At 70.8% G+C, this 16,225-nt stretch carries 16 protein-coding genes; 3 read left to right on the top strand and 13 right to left on the bottom strand.

Annotation, left to right across the window (positions count from 1 at the left end):
• Positions 1 to 513: 513 nt before the first annotated feature.
• From ABZV31_RS22500 to rpe, 7 genes are all read right to left on the bottom strand, one after another.
• On the bottom strand, positions 514 to 2,226 hold the full coding sequence (locus tag ABZV31_RS22500; RefSeq protein WP_355896624.1) for a helix-turn-helix domain-containing protein: 1,713 nt from the start codon (positions 2,224 to 2,226) through the stop codon (positions 514 to 516).
• A 7-nt stretch (positions 2,227 to 2,233) separates the two neighbouring features.
• Positions 2,234 to 2,854, bottom strand: a complete 621-nt coding sequence (locus ABZV31_RS22495; protein WP_355896621.1) for an MEDS domain-containing protein — start codon at positions 2,852 to 2,854, stop codon at positions 2,234 to 2,236.
• Positions 2,855 to 3,095: 241 nt separating this feature from the next.
• Positions 3,096 to 3,467, bottom strand: a complete 372-nt coding sequence (locus tag ABZV31_RS22490; RefSeq protein WP_355896619.1) for an ATP-binding protein — start codon at positions 3,465 to 3,467, stop codon at positions 3,096 to 3,098.
• A 278-nt stretch (positions 3,468 to 3,745) separates the two neighbouring features.
• Entirely contained in the window at positions 3,746 to 3,919 is a 174-nt protein-coding gene (locus tag ABZV31_RS22485) for a hypothetical protein (protein ID WP_355896618.1), read from the bottom strand.
• Positions 3,920 to 4,110: 191 nt separating this feature from the next.
• Entirely contained in the window at positions 4,111 to 5,061 is a 951-nt protein-coding gene (locus tag ABZV31_RS22480; RefSeq protein ID WP_355896615.1) for a phosphoribulokinase, read from the bottom strand.
• Positions 5,046 to 7,127: a transketolase gene (gene tkt, locus ABZV31_RS22475; protein ID WP_355896612.1), complete on the bottom strand. Its 2,082-nt coding sequence runs from the start codon at positions 7,125 to 7,127 to the stop codon at positions 5,046 to 5,048. The genes ABZV31_RS22480 and tkt overlap by 16 nt, the downstream gene beginning before the upstream one ends.
• Positions 7,124 to 7,858 (bottom strand): ribulose-phosphate 3-epimerase, encoded by a 735-nt coding sequence (rpe, locus tag ABZV31_RS22470; RefSeq protein WP_355896609.1) that lies wholly within the window; start codon positions 7,856 to 7,858, stop codon positions 7,124 to 7,126. The genes tkt and rpe overlap by 4 nt, the downstream gene beginning before the upstream one ends.
• 146 nt (positions 7,859 to 8,004) lie before the next feature.
• Between rpe and ABZV31_RS22465 the strand changes: the two genes are divergently transcribed.
• On the top strand, positions 8,005 to 8,643 hold the full coding sequence (locus tag ABZV31_RS22465; RefSeq protein WP_355896606.1) for a response regulator transcription factor: 639 nt from the start codon (positions 8,005 to 8,007) through the stop codon (positions 8,641 to 8,643).
• Positions 8,640 to 9,830, top strand: a complete 1,191-nt coding sequence (locus tag ABZV31_RS22460; RefSeq protein ID WP_355896603.1) for a GAF domain-containing sensor histidine kinase — start codon at positions 8,640 to 8,642, stop codon at positions 9,828 to 9,830. The genes ABZV31_RS22465 and ABZV31_RS22460 overlap by 4 nt, the downstream gene beginning before the upstream one ends.
• 42 nt (positions 9,831 to 9,872) lie before the next feature.
• On the opposite strand, the gene ABZV31_RS22455 is transcribed toward ABZV31_RS22460, so the two are convergent.
• From ABZV31_RS22455 to ABZV31_RS22430, 6 genes are all read right to left on the bottom strand, one after another.
• A complete protein-coding gene (locus ABZV31_RS22455; RefSeq protein WP_355896600.1) occupies positions 9,873 to 10,328 on the bottom strand; it encodes a hypothetical protein in 456 nt (151 codons plus the stop codon).
• Positions 10,315 to 11,094 carry an HAD-IA family hydrolase gene (locus tag ABZV31_RS22450; RefSeq protein WP_355896597.1) on the bottom strand — a complete coding sequence of 260 codons (780 nt, stop codon included), beginning with the start codon at positions 11,092 to 11,094 and terminating at the stop codon, positions 10,315 to 10,317. The genes ABZV31_RS22455 and ABZV31_RS22450 overlap by 14 nt, the downstream gene beginning before the upstream one ends.
• Positions 11,084 to 12,094 carry a class I fructose-bisphosphate aldolase gene (locus tag ABZV31_RS22445; RefSeq protein ID WP_355896594.1) on the bottom strand — a complete coding sequence of 337 codons (1,011 nt, stop codon included), beginning with the start codon at positions 12,092 to 12,094 and terminating at the stop codon, positions 11,084 to 11,086. The genes ABZV31_RS22450 and ABZV31_RS22445 overlap by 11 nt, the downstream gene beginning before the upstream one ends.
• A gap of 59 nt (positions 12,095 to 12,153) precedes the next feature.
• Entirely contained in the window at positions 12,154 to 12,504 is a 351-nt protein-coding gene (locus tag ABZV31_RS22440) for an iron-sulfur cluster assembly accessory protein (protein WP_355896591.1), read from the bottom strand.
• A gap of 13 nt (positions 12,505 to 12,517) precedes the next feature.
• A complete protein-coding gene (gene glpX / locus ABZV31_RS22435; RefSeq protein ID WP_344005771.1) occupies positions 12,518 to 13,558 on the bottom strand; it encodes a class II fructose-bisphosphatase in 1,041 nt (346 codons plus the stop codon).
• Positions 13,559 to 13,684: 126 nt separating this feature from the next.
• Positions 13,685 to 14,635 carry a LysR substrate-binding domain-containing protein gene (locus tag ABZV31_RS22430; protein ID WP_355896587.1) on the bottom strand — a complete coding sequence of 317 codons (951 nt, stop codon included), beginning with the start codon at positions 14,633 to 14,635 and terminating at the stop codon, positions 13,685 to 13,687.
• 371 nt (positions 14,636 to 15,006) lie between these two features.
• On the opposite strand from ABZV31_RS22430, the gene ABZV31_RS22425 reads away from it, so the two are divergent.
• The gene (locus ABZV31_RS22425) at positions 15,007 to 16,098 is read left to right on the top strand and encodes a LysR family transcriptional regulator (protein WP_355896584.1); all 1,092 of its coding nucleotides are present in this window, start codon (positions 15,007 to 15,009) and stop codon (positions 16,096 to 16,098) included.
• Positions 16,099 to 16,225 lie beyond the last annotated feature (127 nt).

Below are 16,225 nucleotides of genomic sequence, written 5' to 3'. Positions count from 1 at the left end.
GCGGTATCGATCTCGTTGTCGGCGACCATCAGTTGGACCATACCGAGCTCGGCCAGTCGGGACGCGAACAGCCGGCGGTCCGCGGCCCGCGCCACCGCGATGTCCTGCGCGGTGCGGGCCAGGCACATCGCGTACGCCGCGCCCGTCCGCTCCAGCGTGGCGATCGCCTCGAGCATGTGCGTGTTGCCCTCGTCGGGCGCCGCGAGTTCAGCACCGGCGGCCCGAACAACGATTATCCGGCCTCCTCGAAGATCAGTGCACGTCCGCGCAAGTCCAGGCCGTGGCCGCCGAACTCGGGCAGGACATGCGGCGAACACGCCTGCGCTTCGGGCGGCCTCCCTCAGGCGCGTCCGCGGCGCCTCTCCCCCGACGGCGGACACACCGCCGCACTCCTCCTCGGCCGGGATCGCCACCTTGCGGACGAATTCCGCCGTGCGGCGAGCGAGATCGACAGACGGGAATGCGACCGCGTCCGCCGAATCCGTTACCGCCCCACCTCGGGATCGCAGCTGGTCAGCAGTCCCCTGCGGTCCTGGGACGGGAGCGCAGTGTTTCGAGCGTCCGCCAGGCTCGGGTGGCCAGCTGCAGATTGAAGCGGGTGTCCGGATTCGCAAGGTCATGCCCCGAGATCTCACGAATCCGCTGCAGCCGGTACTTGAGTGTGCTGCGATGCACCGACAGAGCCGCCGCCGTGGAGTCGTAGTGTCCACCGCACTCGAGGTACCAGCTCAACGTGTTGACCAGGTCGGACCGCTTGCTGGCGTCGTAGTCCAGGAGCGGTCCCAACCACTGCCGCATGAACCGCTCGACTGCTGCCGGGTCCCCGACCTCGCCGAGGAGCCGGTACACACCCAGATCCTCGTAAGTGACCACGCGGTCGCTGCCGTGCACGCCTTGCAGCTTCAGCGCGAGCAATGCCTCGCCGTAGGAGCGCGGGAACTCCCCAGGTCGCTCACAAGGGCCGCCGACCCCGATCTGGCACTGGCCGCCGCCCAGTTCGGCCACGACGGCCGTGCGGAACCGATCCCAGGGCACCACGCGGTCGGAGAGCAGGACCACGGCGTCACCACGGGTCATCAGCAGCGAGCCGGCACCTGTCGAACCGGCCGCGCGGCGCACGCCGTGGAGAAACGCCTCCGGGTCCTGGCCCTGCGTGCATCCCCCGACGACGATCACCCTGTGCACGCGCTCCAAGTCGTAGCCCAGCGCCTGCGCGCGGGCCAAGGCGCTCTGTTCGTCGGTACCCGACAGTAGTTCCTCGACCAGGTCACGCCGCAGGTGCAGTTCGGTCTCGGCCAAACTGCGCAGGCGGACGAGTTCCATCGCCAGCACGGTCGCCCCGTGCTCCAATGCGATCAGCTCTTGGTCCCGGGCCGCCCCCGCAGGGTCCACCAGCGCCAGGACACCGAGGACGTCCGGGCGCGGACTGGCGATTACCAGCAGCCGCCCGCCGTCGCGGATCGGCCGCCCGTCGCGCATCGCGCGCCGCAGCATCTGCTCGCGGCGCGCTGGGGGATCCTTCGGGTACGGGTCGGGTTTGTTCGGGCCCGCCCACGCCCGCAGGTTGCCGTATCGGTCCTCGATGGCTACGGGGAATCCTGTCAGTTCATGCAGGGCGGTCGCGATGCCCTCCTGCCCTTCGCCCGCGACCGCGACCCTGGTGAACCGATCGTGGATCTGCAGGGTCCGTTCGAGTGCGCCGAGTGTTTCGGCGAGCGCGGCGTTGGCTGTGCGCAGCTCCTCGGAGGCGGTCCGTTCCTTCGCGTGGAGCCGCGCGTTCGCGAGGGCCACACCGGACTGCTGGGCGAGTGCCTGAAGCAGGAACAGCTCGTCCGACGACGGTTCCTCGCCGGCCGACACGATCAGGTGACCGACGTATTCGTCGAGGCTGCGCACTGGCAGCGCCCATCCCCAGCCCTGGCCGGGGACGGTGACCAGACCGCCGTTGTGGCCGAGAGCCATGATCTGGGGCTCGATTGCCGCCCGCACCTCCGGACGCACCGCCGGAGTCGCCTGCCACCCGTCCGCCAGGAAGTAGACGCCCTCGACGTGGCAGCGCCCGAAGGACGCCACCGACGTGGTCGCCAGGTGCAGGATCTGGCGTTCGTCGGTGCTTTCGGTCATCAGCATGGAGAGCATCAGCAGGCCGCGGAGGTTGCTCAGCTGGTCGCGCAGTGCCGTGTCCGGCGCCGCCGAGCGTGCGGCCGGGACCGCAGGCGTACCCATCGCCTCCTCACTGCCTCGTCGCGAGGAACTCGTCGGGCTCGAGGTAGTAGGGGTTGGTGACCAGCATGCCGCCGACCAGAACCTTCGGGTGCGTCTTCAGCACGTGCAGCAGTATCCCGCCGCTGAAACGGTCGAGGTCATACAGGCACAGGACCACCTGGGGGTAACGCGGCAGGAAGCGATTGAGCCGCGACTCGTACTCCACCAATTCGTCGACCCCCGGCATCTGGCTCAGTGACCAGGTCATCTCCCCCACGGCCCGGGAAAAGCTGACCCCATGAGCGAGAGCTCCGCCGACCGCGTCGCCCCAGAAATCGAGCATGACGTCCATGGAGAACCTGCCCTCACGCAGGTACGTGTCACTTGATCGCTGAACGTCGAGCTGCCGGCTGCTCAGACTCGGTCCACGGTCGAGGTCCGCGGCGAGGGCTGCCAACACCACCTCGGGATCGTTCGCGTCCACGACACAGATGCACTTGTCGCCGGTCTGCAGTCCCTCGCGGAGATACGGGATCAGGATCTCGTCGCGCCCCGCCGGGCCGCGGTAGAAGGCGCACAGATGATCGCCGGGCGTGACCTGGACACCGGGCACGCCGAGAGCAACCGAGGTCGGCATCGAGTCGGGCACCGATCGACCCCCTCTCCGGTAAATGTCTAATCGGGGAGTATAACGTTCCAGCTGTAGATCGTGATCTTCATGTTTGGGTTGCACACCGTAGCGGGTCGGCCGACAGCTGACCTTCCGCGTTCTGCCAATGCTCGAACGGGACGTGCTGTGGGCCCTGTCGGCGCGGCGAGGTGGTGGCCTCGTCTGCGGATCGGCGGTTGTCCCCCAGCGGGGGAGTCTCGGTGCAGGAGGTTCGCCTGGTTCACAGTGCCGGCGCGGTGATGCGGAAGCCGACGCGGACCCGGCGGCCGCGGGTGTCCTTGTCGGTGTCGATCCAGTGGGCCAGGCTCTTGATGATGCCCAGGCCCCGGCCGTGCTCGTCGGAGTCCTCGTCATCGGGTGCCTGCCGTGGGCCGGCGTCGGCTCCGGAGTCGGTGACCGCGATGTGCAGCAGCCCGGCCTCCAAGGTCAGGCCCAGGGTCATGTCGCAGCGGCCGTGCCGAGCAGCATTGGCAGCGAGCTCGGCAACGATGAGCTCGGCGCTGTTTCTGTCGTCAGGAGGCAGGTTCCAGCGGGCGAGGACGTCCGAGGCGAAGCGGCGCGCCACCGAGACCCAGGCGACCTCGGCGGGCACGGCCAGGACCGCCTGCCGGATCTGCAGAGGGACGGGCAGGGGGCAGTGGGCTCTGCCGGTCCATGGAGAGCCGTGGCACCAAGCATGGGGAGTCCCTCTCGTGCGGGTGGCGCGGGGGGACAGCGCGGGGATACACCGGCAGCCGGCGCCAAGACGTAGCGGAGGGCGCGGATTGTCAACGTTCGTGACGCGAGTCGCACGTCACCAGCGCCGAGGGCGGAGGATCGTCGGAACCAGCCGATGCCTACGAAGGGCCGCGTTCTCTGAGCGCTACATGGTCAGTCACAGTCCGGGGACTCCTCGGTCAGGCCGGTGTTGACCCAGTGGGCGAGGAAGTCCTCGAGCTGGGCCTCGCAGTCCTGCACGGCCTGCTTGGTGACCAGCACGCCGATGGCGAATCCGACGGGGAGCGCGACTGCCGCGCAGCCGACGGCGATCAGGGTGGTGTTCATGTGCTGTCTTTCACCTGCCATGACGAGCGTCGGAGACGGGGAGTGACCGGGGAACACTTTGGCTCGGGGGTGAACCCGGCTGGCTGCGTTGTTCAACCCAGCGGCCGCCTCGCCGCAACCAGGCGCGGGCCCTCCCTACCGGCCCGGCCCGAGACCGGGCCGGGCGCGAGATTCGGGCCGATCTTGGGCCGTCAGCGGGTGGCTTCCAGCAGGTGGTAGAGCAGGAGGAGCTGGGTGATGGCCAGCGGCTCACTGCGCTCACCGACGTCGAGCTTGCCCAGCGTGTCCGGAGGGTCGCCGGCGTCCACGCCGAGCTGCGACCAGATGGCCTTCTCCACCACCTGGCTCTCCTCGCGCGGGGCGTAGCCGTGGACGTGCAGCGCGTCGACGGGACGGCCGTCCTCGTCCCGGGCCAGTTTGAGGTGGATCGCACGCTGGTCGCCCTTGGAGAGGACCCCGTTCAGGTCCGGGTGCCGGATGGTCGGCCGCAGCAGCAGCTCGGCCGACAGCGGCGTGCCGGGCGGGTCCTCCCGGCCTGCAATCGGTGCGAAGCGGACGACGATATCGGCGGATCGCCGCTGGGGGCGGATGAACGCCTCCGACTCCGGCTCGCGGCGGTCCATCTCGGCGAGCACCTGGTCGACGGTGTAGCCGCGCTTCTGGGTGTCCCGCTTGATCTTCCACTCCCGGCGGACCTCCTCCGGGGGGTTGAGGTAGACGGTCACGTCGAAGCAGGCCCGGGTCAGCTTCGTGTGCAGCGGCAGCAGGCCCTCGACGATGACGAAATCGCGTGGCTCGACGAGCTCGGGCCGGGTGAGCCGGCCGGTGTCGTGGTCGTAGACCGGCTTGAGGATCGGCTGGCCTGTGGCGAGTAGCTGGAGGTGCTGCTCCATGATCCCGACGTAGTTGCAGTCCGGGTGCAGCGCGGTGAACGGCAGGCCCTTGCGCTCCTGCCGGTCGTAGCGGTGGTAGTCGTCCACGCAGACCGATGTGCTGCGCTCCGGCCCGAGCGCCTCGACCAGCCCCTTGGTGAGGGTGGTCTTGCCCGCCGCGCTGTCGCCGGCGATGGCGAGCATGACGGGTCGCTTCACGGGTGCCTGGTTGGCGTCCGCGCGCTGCATCCGCATCAGCTTGTACGGCATGTCGACTCCTCCTCTGTCCTGCTACGGATGCCGGTCAGCGCGGCCTCGACGACCGCGGGAACGGTGAAACCGAGCTCGCTGTAGACGACCGGGCCAGGGGCGCTGGCGCCGAACCGCCGCAGCCCGATGACCTGGTCGCCGGGCCGGGCGAGGGCCTGCCACCCGTGCGGCACGCCGGCCTCCACCCACACCGCCGGGCAGTCCGGCAGCAGTCCGGGGTCGGTGCCGAGCGCCTCTTCGAACCGCTCGCGCCACGGGACCGACACGACCCGGGCGGCAACGCCGCGCTCGGCGAGCGCATCGGCGGCGGCACACACAAGGGCCACCTCCGACCCGGTCGCGATCAGGACCACGTCGGGCTCCTCGGAGGTCTCGCGCACGACCTGGGACCCGTGCCGGGTGAGCACGCTCGCGGGCACCGGCTCCAGCACCGGGAGGTCCTGGCGGGTGAGCACCAGCACGGTCGGGCCGTCACGGCGCTCGAGCGCCACCTGCCAGCAGGCCGCGGTCTCGTTGGCGTCGCCGGGGCGCAGCACCGCCAGCCCCGGGATGAGCCGCAGCGACTCCAGCTGCTCGACCGGCTGGTGCGTGGGTCCGTCCTCCCCGACCGCGATGGAGTCGTGCGTGAAGATGAACACCACCGGCAGCCCCATGAGCGCGGCCAGCCGCACCGTGGGGCGCATGTAGTCGGAGAACACGAGGAACGTGCTCCCGTACGGCCGCAGCCCTCCGTGCAGTGCCATACCGTTGAGCACCGCGCCCATGGCGTGCTCGCGAATCCCGAAGTGCACCGTGCGGCCGTCGTAAGCGCCGGGCCCGACGTCCCCGACTCCGGGGATCGTCGTGTTCGTCGAGGCCGCGAGGTCCGCCGACCCGCCGACGAGCGCCGGGTACGACGGGCCGACCGCGGCCAGCACCGCCCCCGACGCCTTGCGGGTGGCCATCGCCGTACCGGGCTCGAAGTGCGGCAGCAGGCCGGCGAGGTCGGACGGCGGCTGCGCCGACATCGCCGCATCCCACTCCGCGGCGAGCTCGGGGTGGGCGTCGTGCCACCGGGCGCGGTCGTGCTCCCAGGACAGCCGCTCGGCGCGTCCCTCGCCTGCCAGCCGGCGGCAGTGCTCCGCGACGGCGGTGGGCACGTGGAACGGCTCGGCCGGCCAGCCGAACCGCGCCCGCGTCGCCGCCAGCTCCTGCTCCCCGAGCGGGGCACCGTGCGCCGCGCTCGTGCCTGCGAGCGTCGGCGCGCCGTACCCGATCGTCGTGCGCACCGCGACGAGGCTGGGCCTGGTCTCGTCGGCGACCGCCTCGGTGAGCGCTGCCGTCACCGCGGCCACGTCGTTGCCGTCGTCGACCCGCAGCGCCTGCCAGCCGTAGGAGGCGAACCGCCCCAGGACGTCGTCCCGGCAGGACTGGCTGGCGGGGCCGTCGATGGTGATGTCGTTGTCGTCGTAGACGACGATGAGCCGACCCAGCCCAAGGTGCCCGGCGAGCGAGGCCGCCTCGTGGCTGATGCCCTCCATGAGGTCGCCGTCGCCCGCAAGCACCCACGTGCGGTGGTCGACGACGGTGTGCTCCTCGGTGTTGCACCGGGCGGCGAGCATCCGCTCCGCCAGGGCCATACCCACCGCGTTGGCCAGACCCTGGCCGAGCGGACCGGTGGTGGTCTCGACGCCGGGCGTGTGCCCGTATTCGGGATGACCCGGCGTCGCCGACCCCCACTGACGGAACCGGCGCAGCTCATCGATCGGCAGGTCGTAGCCGAACAGGTGCAGCAGCGCGTACAGCAGCATCGACCCGTGCCCGGCGGACAGCACGAATCGGTCGCGGTTCAGCCAGCCGGGCTCGGTCGGGTCGTGCCGCAGGAAGCGCGACCACACCACCCACGCCGGGACCGCGGCGCCCATGGGCAGGCCGGGGTGCCCGCTGCGGGCGGCCTCCACGGCGTCGGCGGCGAGCAGCCGGATCGTCGCTATCGCCTGGGCGTCGATGTCGTCCGGCGCGGGCGCCAGGTCGGCCGTCACGGGGCCGGCCGGCGCGGTCAGCACCCTGTCTCCGGGCGCACTCATGCTGCCTCCTGGTCCTTCTCCTGCAGGCCCTGCGCCTGCGCGTAATCCGGTGCCGCTTCCGCGGCCAGCGAGCGCAGCTTCGCCACCTCGTCGGCGAGGCGGTCCCGCTTGCGGAACAGCGCGCTGCCGGCGCAGAACGTCGTGGCGCCGGCCTGCGCGGCGCCGGCGATGGTGCTGCGCGCGATGCCGCCGTCCACCTCCAGCTCGATCTCCCGCCCGGTGCGCGCGATGAGCGCGCGGGCTGCGGCGATCTTGGGCTCCATGGACGCCAGGTATTCCTGGCCGCCGAAGCCCGGGTTGACCGTCATGACGAGCAGCAGGTCGACAAGGTCGAGCACGTGCTCGACCGCGCTCAGCGGGGTGGCCGGGTTGACCGCCACCCCGGCGCGGGCCCCCAGGTCGTGCACCGCGGCGAGGGTGCGGTGCAGGTGACGGGTCGACTCGGCGTGGACGATGACGATCTCGCAGCCGGCCTGGACCCAGCGCCGCAGCATGCGATCCGGCTCCTCGACCATCAGGTGCGCCTCGAATCCGAGGGTCACCAGCGGGCGCACCGACGCGATGATGTCCGGACCCATGGTCATGTTGGGAACGAAGGCGCCATCCATGACGTCCCACTGAATGCGGTCCACCCCGGCCCGCTCGAGCAGCTGGCACTCTTCTCCCAGTCGCGAGAAGTCCGCGGGCAGGACTGACGGGACGATGCGCGGCGGCGATGCGGTCGGCGCCATCTGGGCCTCCTGTCTTCAGCGTTGCGGACGACGCTACGTTCGGAGACCGTGAGCGGCTCCCCCCGAGCGGGGGAGACCGTCGGGGATTCCGGTGCACGAATCCCGACGGTTATCGTGTTCGGATGGAAGACCGACCGTTGCGGGTCGTGCTCGTCGACGACCACGAGATGGTGCTCGAGGGACTCAAGGCATTGCTGGCACGGTTCACGCGGCGCGTCCGTGTGGTGGGGCAAGCGGCAGACGCGGAAGAGGCGGAACGCGTCGTCGCGGCGTTCGATCCCGACATCGTGTTGTCCGACGTGCGGCTGCGTGGCCCCTACAGTGGCCTCGACTTGTGCCGGCGGCTCGTCGAGGCCGACCCCGAGAGGAAGGTCGTGCTGCTGAGCGCGTACGACGATGAGCAGTACCTGTACCAGGCACTGCGCGCTGGGGCAGCCGGCTACCTGCTCAAGTGGATGGGTGGCGAGGAGCTGCTCCGCCACGTCGAGCGGGCGGCCGCGGGAGAGACGGTCGTCGACCCGACCATGGCCGGCCGGGCAGCCGCGTCCGCCGCGCGGCTGCAAGCCGGGGAGTTCTGGCCCGGCGCGGCCCTGGGCCTCACCCAGCGGGAGAGCGAGGTCCTCGCGCTCATGGTCACCGGTCTGTCCAACCGCGGAATCGCGAACAAGCTCGTCCTGGGTGGTGAGACGGTGAAGAGCCACGTGCGCTCGATCTACCGCAAGCTCGAGGTGAGCGACCGGGCCGGCGCGGTCGCGGTCGCGCTCCGCGAAGGGATCTTCCGTTGACCGGGCACGGCCTCGGACTGGCCGACCCGGAGCGGGAGAACGCGCTGCTGGTGGGCATCATCGAGGCGATCTCGGCTGGGCCCGAACTGGGGCCGCTGGCAGGGAACGTCGCCAGGCTCATCTCGGAAGCGACCGCCACCGACGTGTGCTTCGTGCATGTGCTCGATGACGCCGGCGGGTCGCTCACGCTCGTCGGCGCGACACCGCCGTTCGACCGCGAAGTGGGCCTGATCCAGCTGCCCATCGGCGAGGGCGTGAGCGGGTGGGTGGCAAGCCATCAGCAGCCGGTGGTCATTGTCGAGAACAAGGAGGACGACCCGCGATACCGGTACTTCCCGCAACTGCGCGGCCAGGACTACACGTCCATGGTCTCAGTGCCCATGGCCAGCCACCCCGGTGGGTTCGTCGGCACCCTCAACGTGCACACGCGCGACCGCCGCGAGTTCACCGACCGGGACGTGCGACTGCTCACCTCGATCGGCAGCCTCGTCGCCGCAGCGCTGCACCAGGCGCGGCTGCACCGCAGGCTGGCCACCCGCGAGCGCGCGCTCGAGCGGTTCGCCGAGCAGGTCATCGCGGCACAGGAGTCGGAGCGGCGCCGACTGGCCGCCGACATCCACGACGGCATCACCCAACGGCTCTTCAGCCTCCGCTTCCACCTCGACGCCGCGTCCGACGCACTCACCGAAGCGCCGGACTTCACGGCCGAGCAGCTCGTGCACGCACGTCGGCTCACCCGCCTCACGCTGGACGAGGCCCGGGCGGCGATCAACGGCCTACGCCCGCCGGTCCTCGATGACCTCGGACTCGCAGATGCCCTGGCCAGCCTGGCCCGGTCGATCGCGGCCGTCGAGGTGACCGTCGATGTCGAGGAGTGCCGGCTTCCCGAGCACGTGGAGATCGCGCTCTACCGCATCGCGCAGGAGGCGCTGCAGAACGTCGTCAAACACGCCCAGGCCAGCCAGGCCCGGCTCGAGCTGCGCTGCGACCGCGACGAGGTATCGCTGCAGGTGACCGACGACGGGCGCGGTTTCGACGGCCTTGCGTTGCTGCCAGGGCACGTTGGCGCCAGCGGGTACGGCATGGGCAGCATGGCCGAGCGCGCGGAGCTCGTCGGCGGCCGGCTCGAGGTATGGTCCCGCCCCGACCAGGGCACGACGGTCATCGCCAAGGTCCCGTTCCCGTAGGGGCGGTGGGCATCGCGCGTGTCGTCTCGGCTCCCGAGACGGTCAGTTGTTGCCGGCCAGTCGGCTCCTGAGCAGCGTCGCCACGGCCTCGGCGAGCACCGCCGGCTCCACCGGTCGCGTGATGACCGCGTCCGCCCCGCTCCAGGTGGCCAGCCAGGAGTCCTGCGGCCGAGCGATCAGCAACAGCACTGGCGGACAGCCGTGGATCTCATCCTTCAGCTGCCGGCACAGGCCCATGCCGCCCTCCGGCACGGCCTCGCCGTCGAGGATCAGCAGGTCGATCTGCGCGCCCCCCGTGGCATGCAGGTCCAGCGCCCTGACCACCGCGGGCGCGGTAGCGCACTCCAGGTACTCGATCTCCGGCAGGTCGGCGGCGGGGCGGCGGCCGAGGGCCAGCCGCCCCTGCTCGCGGGTGTTCCGGTTGTCGCTGTAGACAAGGACCGTGACGGTTGCGTCGGCGTGCGCCATGCGGGCATCCCCCCGATCAGCGGAGATCATTTTCGTCGTTCCTTCCCGACGGGCCGCATGGGGTGGACCGCGTGGTCTCAAGCGCGTGATGGCGAAGCAGAGTCGCCGCGTCGGGGCCGTTGAACCCGTCGAGCACGGCCAGAGCTCCGGTGAAGTCCTCGCCGCGGGTGTAGTCGTTCGCCACGATCACGCAGCGCAGGCCGGCACCCAGCGCTGCAGCCAGCCCGTTCGCCGAGTCCTCGACGGCGAGGGCGCGGGCAGGGGGCACTCCGAGCCGCGCCAGCGCCTCTCCGTAGACGGCCGGGTCCGGCTTGAGAGCGGGCACCTCGGTGCCGGTGACCACGACCGCGAAGGTGCCCGACCCGAAAAGCCGGTCGAGCAGCGGTTCGACCCACGCCCGGGTGCCGGTCGTGGCGACGGCGAGAGTGATGCCGGTGGCCGCGAGCTCGGCGAGCAACTCGGGAACGCCCGGGCGCGCTGGAATGCGGCCCTGCTCGACCATCTCCCGGAACCGGGCCGTCTTGTCCGCGTGCAGCGTTGCTGCGAGCGCCGCTGCCTCCTCGGAGCGATACCCCTGGCTCTCCAGGAATCCGGCAATACGCCGACGCCCCCCTGTGATCTTGAGGAGGCGGCCGTATGCCTCGACGTTCCACCGGTACGGCAGCCCAGCGGCGGCGAAAGCCGCGTTGAAAGCGACCCGGTGGCCATCCCGCTCGCTGTCGACGAGCGTGCCGTCGACGTCGAAGACGATTGCGGCACGCTGCGCCGTGGCTCGCCGGAACCCGTTAGGCGGCATGCTCCCGTTCCAGCGCGTCAGTGTAGGTGCCGGTGAGGGCGGCGGTGTTGCACGCGACCCGGTGGGCGAGCGCCTGCTGGCCGTCGGCCACCCGCTCGGGGTCGCCTCGCCACGCAGCAAGCGCCGGGTCGACGAGGCCCCGCCCGAAGGAGAAGGTGAGTGGCCAGGGCGCCTCAAGTCGCTGCATTGCGGCGAGGTTGGCGGTGGCCTGCGCAGCGCTCTGCCCACCTGACAGGAACGCGATCCCCGCGACCTTCTCCTCCACGACGGCGCGCAGTGTACTCACCGTGGCCTGCGCGACTTCGTCCGGTGTGGCGGTCTCGCCGGAGTCCCTTCCGGGCACCACCATGTTCGGCTTGAGCACGATGCCGTCAAGCTCCGCCCCGTCCAGCTCGGCGAACACCTCCTGTAGCACATCCGACGTGACCGCCGCGCAGCGGGCGATGCCGTGCGTGCCCTCCATGAGGACCTCGGGCTCGACGATCGGCACGATGCCGGCCTCCTGGCACAGCATCGCGTACCGGGCGAGCGCGTGGGCGTCGGCTCGCACCTTCCGCCGGGTCGGCCGTCCGTCCCCGATCGAGATGACCGCCCGCCACTTCGCGAAGCGCGCGCCCAGCGCGGCGTACTCGGCGAGCCGCTCGCGCAGCCCGTCCAGCCCCTCGGTCACGGTCTCGCCCGGCGCGCCGGCCAGTGGCTTGGCTCCGGTGTCCACCTTGATGCCGGGGAGCAGCCCGCGCTGTGCCATGGCCTCGGGGAAGGTGCGCCCGTCCGAAACGGCCTGGCGGAAGGTCTCGTCGCACAGGATCACGCCGCTCACCCCGCTGGCGAGGTCGGGAGTGGTGATGAGCATCTCCCGGTAGGCCCGGCGGTTCTCCTCGGTCGGCGCCACGCCGGCCTTCTCCAGCCGGGCGGACATGGTGGCGATGCTCTCGTCTGCGGCGAGGATTCCCTTCCCAGGGGCCACCATGGCGGCAGCAGTGTGGGCCAGGTCGGCCATAACAGTCACGCTCCTTCAGCGTCGGGAACAGGCGTGGGGCGGTGGTCTGCGCGGCAGGTTCAGCGGAACGAGTCCCCGCAGGCGCAGGACCCATGTGCGTGGGGGCTGTCGATCGTGAAGCCCTGCGCCGCGGTCGTATCGACGAAGTCGATCGTCGCGGCGTTCAGGTACGGGGCACTCGTCCGGTCCACGACGACCCTGATGCCGCGGAGTTCCTGGACGATGTCGTCGTCGAGTACCCGCATATCGAAGAGCAGCTGGTAGCTCGGGCCGCAGCAGTCCCCGGGCTGCGCGACCACACGCAGGTGTACGTCGTCGCGGCCCTCCTGCTCGAGCAGGCTCCTGATCCTGGACGCCGCGGCGTCGGTGAGGACGACCCCGCTTGGTGGGGTCAGGTCCCGGACTGTCATCTCGCTGCTCCCGTCACTGGTTGTGCCGGCGGTAGTCGACGACGCTGTAGGAACCGAGCCGGTCGAGCTTGTGCTCGCTGCGTACGAAGCGAACGGTGCCGCTGCGGGCACGCATGACGAGCGACTCGCTGACTGCCCGGTCCGGGCCGTACCGCACGCCGCGCAGCAGCTCGCCATCAGTGATCCCGGTGGCCACGAAGAACGCATCCTCGCCGCTGACGAGGTCCTCGGTGGTGAGGACCCGGTCCAGGTCGTGCCCGGCGTCGAGAGCCCGGCGGCGCTCCGCGTCGTCGCGCGGCCAGAGCCGGCCCTGGATCACACCGCCGAGGCACTTGACCGCGCAGGCGGCGATGATCCCCTCCGGCGTGCCGCCGATGCCGAGCAGGAGGTCGACACCGGTATCGTCGCGCGCCGCCATGACCGCGCCCGCTACGTCGCCGTCGGAGATGAACTTGATCCGGGCGCCTGCCCTGCGCACCTGATGTGCCAGGTCCGTGTGCCGTGGCCGCTCGAGGATGCACACGGTGACGTCCTCGGGCGCGCAGCCCTTGGCCTTCGCAACAGCGCGCACGTTGTCGGCGATCGGGGCGCAGATGTCGACGGCTCCGGCTGCGGCGGGACCGGTGACGAGCTTGTCCATGTAGAACACGGCGGACGGGTCGAACATCGACCCGCGCGGGCTGACCGCGAGCACGGAAACGGCGTTGCCCATGCCCTTGGACGTCAGCGTCGTCCCGTCGATCGGGTCAACCGCCACGTCGCAACCGGGACCGCGGCCGTCGCCGACCAGTTCGCCGTTGTAGAGCATCGGGGCGGCGTCCTTCTCGCCCTCGCCGATGACCACGATGCCCCGGATCGGCACGGTGCCGATCATGGCGCGCATGGCATCGACGGCGGCCTCGTCGGCGCCGTTCTTGTCACCCCGGCCCACCCAGCGCCCGGCCGCCATCGCCGCGGCCTCGGTGACGCGCACCAGGTCGAGCGCAAGGTTGCGGTCCGGCGCGGGCCGAGCCGCCGCACTACCCCCCGTACCGACATCGGCGGGTGTCGTCATGTCCCTCTCCCTCTCGGGTCGAGCCCTGTACGCGTACGGGGCCGGCTTCCTGGGGCAGAACGACCGCCCCGTACGTGGTCGGGGCGATACGGAGAGGCCGTACGGGGCGGTGTCCTGACCAGGACCCTAGGTTTGCGGCCCGCTCCCTCTCACCCCCCGGCGGGTGGAACGCGCGGGGGAACCGGCACGCGGTGGGCGGCGCCAACCCGTCGTCGTGGCGTCTCCGTCGTGCAGCAGGTAGTCGAGGAGCAAGGTCGTGCTCGCCGACGTTCGCACATGGGTCACGGCGTGCCATGGCCTGCGCAGCGGCGTGCCCGGCACCGTCACCTCGACCAGCTCCCCTGTGGCCAGATGCCGGGCGACCGCGTCACGGGAGACGAGGGTCGCACCGAGCCCGGCCACCGCCCCGGCAACCACCGCGCCGTTGGAGCCCAGGGTCAGCTGTGGAGGGTCCACCTCGAGACCGGCCAGCAGGGCCTCGCAGGTGACGCGGGTACCCGAGCCCGCCTCGCGCAGCAGCCAGGTGGTCCGCCCGAGATCAAAGTCCTCGGCCGGCCCGGGGGCTGCGACGACCACGAGTTCGTTGGGGCGAACCGCGCGCACGACGACGTCGTCGAGACCGCTTGGTGGTCGCCCGGCGATGACGAGGTCGGCCTCGTGGGCGGAGAGCAGCCCCCACACCTGCTCGCTCGTGCCGACCTCGAGCCCCAAGTCCACCCCGGGGTGGTGCGCGAGGAATCCTGCGATCACGGTGGGCAGAACGTGCTCCCCCGCGGTCGTGACCGCGGCGACCCGCACCCGTCCCCGTTCCGGGTCGACGTCCCCCCGCGCAGCGGTCAGCGCCTCGTCGTGCAGGCCGAGGATGGTACGGGCGTAGTCGGCGTAGGTCTGTCCGGAGGGCGTGAGGCACAGGCCTCTTCCCACACGCTCCACCAGTGGGACGCCGACCTCCCGGGTGAGTGCGGCGACGGCTGCCGACACTGCGGACTCCGTCACCACGAGGCGCTGTGCCGCGAGCCTCACAGACCCGGCCTCGGCAACAGCGACGAAGGCCCGCAGCCGGGCGGTGGTCGTCATACACACCTCCATGGGTTGAAGGATGAGTTCAGCATCAGCAGAAATATTTGAGGGTTAGCTCCACTATTCTGACCTGTCGCAGCCGAGCTGAGTCCAGGTCGCGACGGCCTCGTCCGCCGTCGGCGGACGCGACGCACATGCCGTGCCGCCCGGGGCTGTCACGTCGACCGTTGGGGGCGTGGCGCGAGAGCGCATATCCCCACGACGTTCCACCTGCCAGGGGATGTGACCCGAGGGACTCGGTCTCTACGGTCTCTTGAGGCAGGGCACTTGGCGTCCCCTGGGACCTGCGCCAAGTGTCCTGTCGGGACGAATTCCGAGCGAGCTTTCGCCCGTCCAGGCCATGGAGTCCAGGCCTCCGCATACCTAACGTGCACCGACGGATCAGAACGCGTCTGGCCGAGTTCGTCCGACTCAGGAATACGGTTAATGACAGTGGCAGGAGGCGTTATGTGGTTCCCCGTCGGCGCAACCTCGGGGTGCACTGCGCCAGGGGGCGGCAGATGACGCTCAGTCGGCTCAGGATGTTCGTCGCCGTGGCCCGTCTGGGCTCGGTGAAAGCCGCCGCACGGTCGCTCAACGTGACCGAGGCGGCAGTGTCCGGCGCAGTGGCCGCGCTTCGCCGCGAGTTCGGCGACCAGCTGTTCGTGCGGGGCGCCGGCGGCATCACGTTGACCTCCGGCGGCCGACGGTTGGCTGCCAGCGCCGCTGAGATCCTCGGTCTGGCCGAGGAGGCCCGCCAGCGGGTGCGGGAGGCCGGGGAGCAGACCCCGTATCTGCGGGTGGCGTCCACCGCGACCGCAGCCGAGCACGTGACCCCGCGGCTACTCGAGGCCTTCTGTCGTCGCCAGCCCGACGTCGATGTCTCCACCATGGCCGCGCCCGGCTCCGCCCTCGCCGACCTACTGCGGGACCGGCGGGCCGACGTGGCGATCGGTCCGGCGCTGGGCCCCGACACCTCGATTGAAGCCATCCCGTTCCTGCGGTTCCAGCTCGTCGTCGTCGCGTCCTCCCGTCACCCGCTGCGGGGCCACGCACGAATCCCACCTGACCAACTGGCCCGGCAGCCGTGGCTGTTCGGCCCGGCCGGACTCGATCCGAGCACGCGGGCTGGCGCCTTCCTTGCGCGCCTCGGCGTCGACGCCGCCAGCGTGTCGGTCTTCCCCAGCGCGACCGAAGCCCGCGAGGCTGTCGCCGACGGGCACGGCCTGACCATCGAGTTCCTTCACGTCGTACGCGACGAGCTGCGGCGGGGGACGCTGGTCGCACTTGACGTCCTGGGGACGCCGGTCAACGGGCTGCTGTACGCGAACGCGCTACGTGACGACCATCGCTCGGAAACCGCGGCCCGCCTGTGTCAGTTCGTCACGACACCGACGGCGACCCAGGCCGTACAGACCCGGTCGAGGGGGGTGTCCATGAACAGGTTCAAGCCGGCCGTCCACGTGACGATCTGGAGCTGATCGACGAACCAATCGGCAAACCAACCGGCAATAAGGAGCCGTGTTTCCGCGATGGAGTTCATCAACGAGTTTCCGGTGGGCCTGCCGGTCGAGCAGGCCTGGGCGCTGTTCACCGACGTCGAGCGGA

It is taken from the genome of Streptomyces sp. NPDC005202 (assembly GCF_040608235.1).
GTDB lineage: Bacteria > Actinomycetota > Actinomycetes > Streptomycetales > Streptomycetaceae > Streptomyces.
The sequence above is the reverse complement of the archived record's forward strand: the minus strand, read 5'-3'. Positions and strand labels throughout refer to the sequence as shown.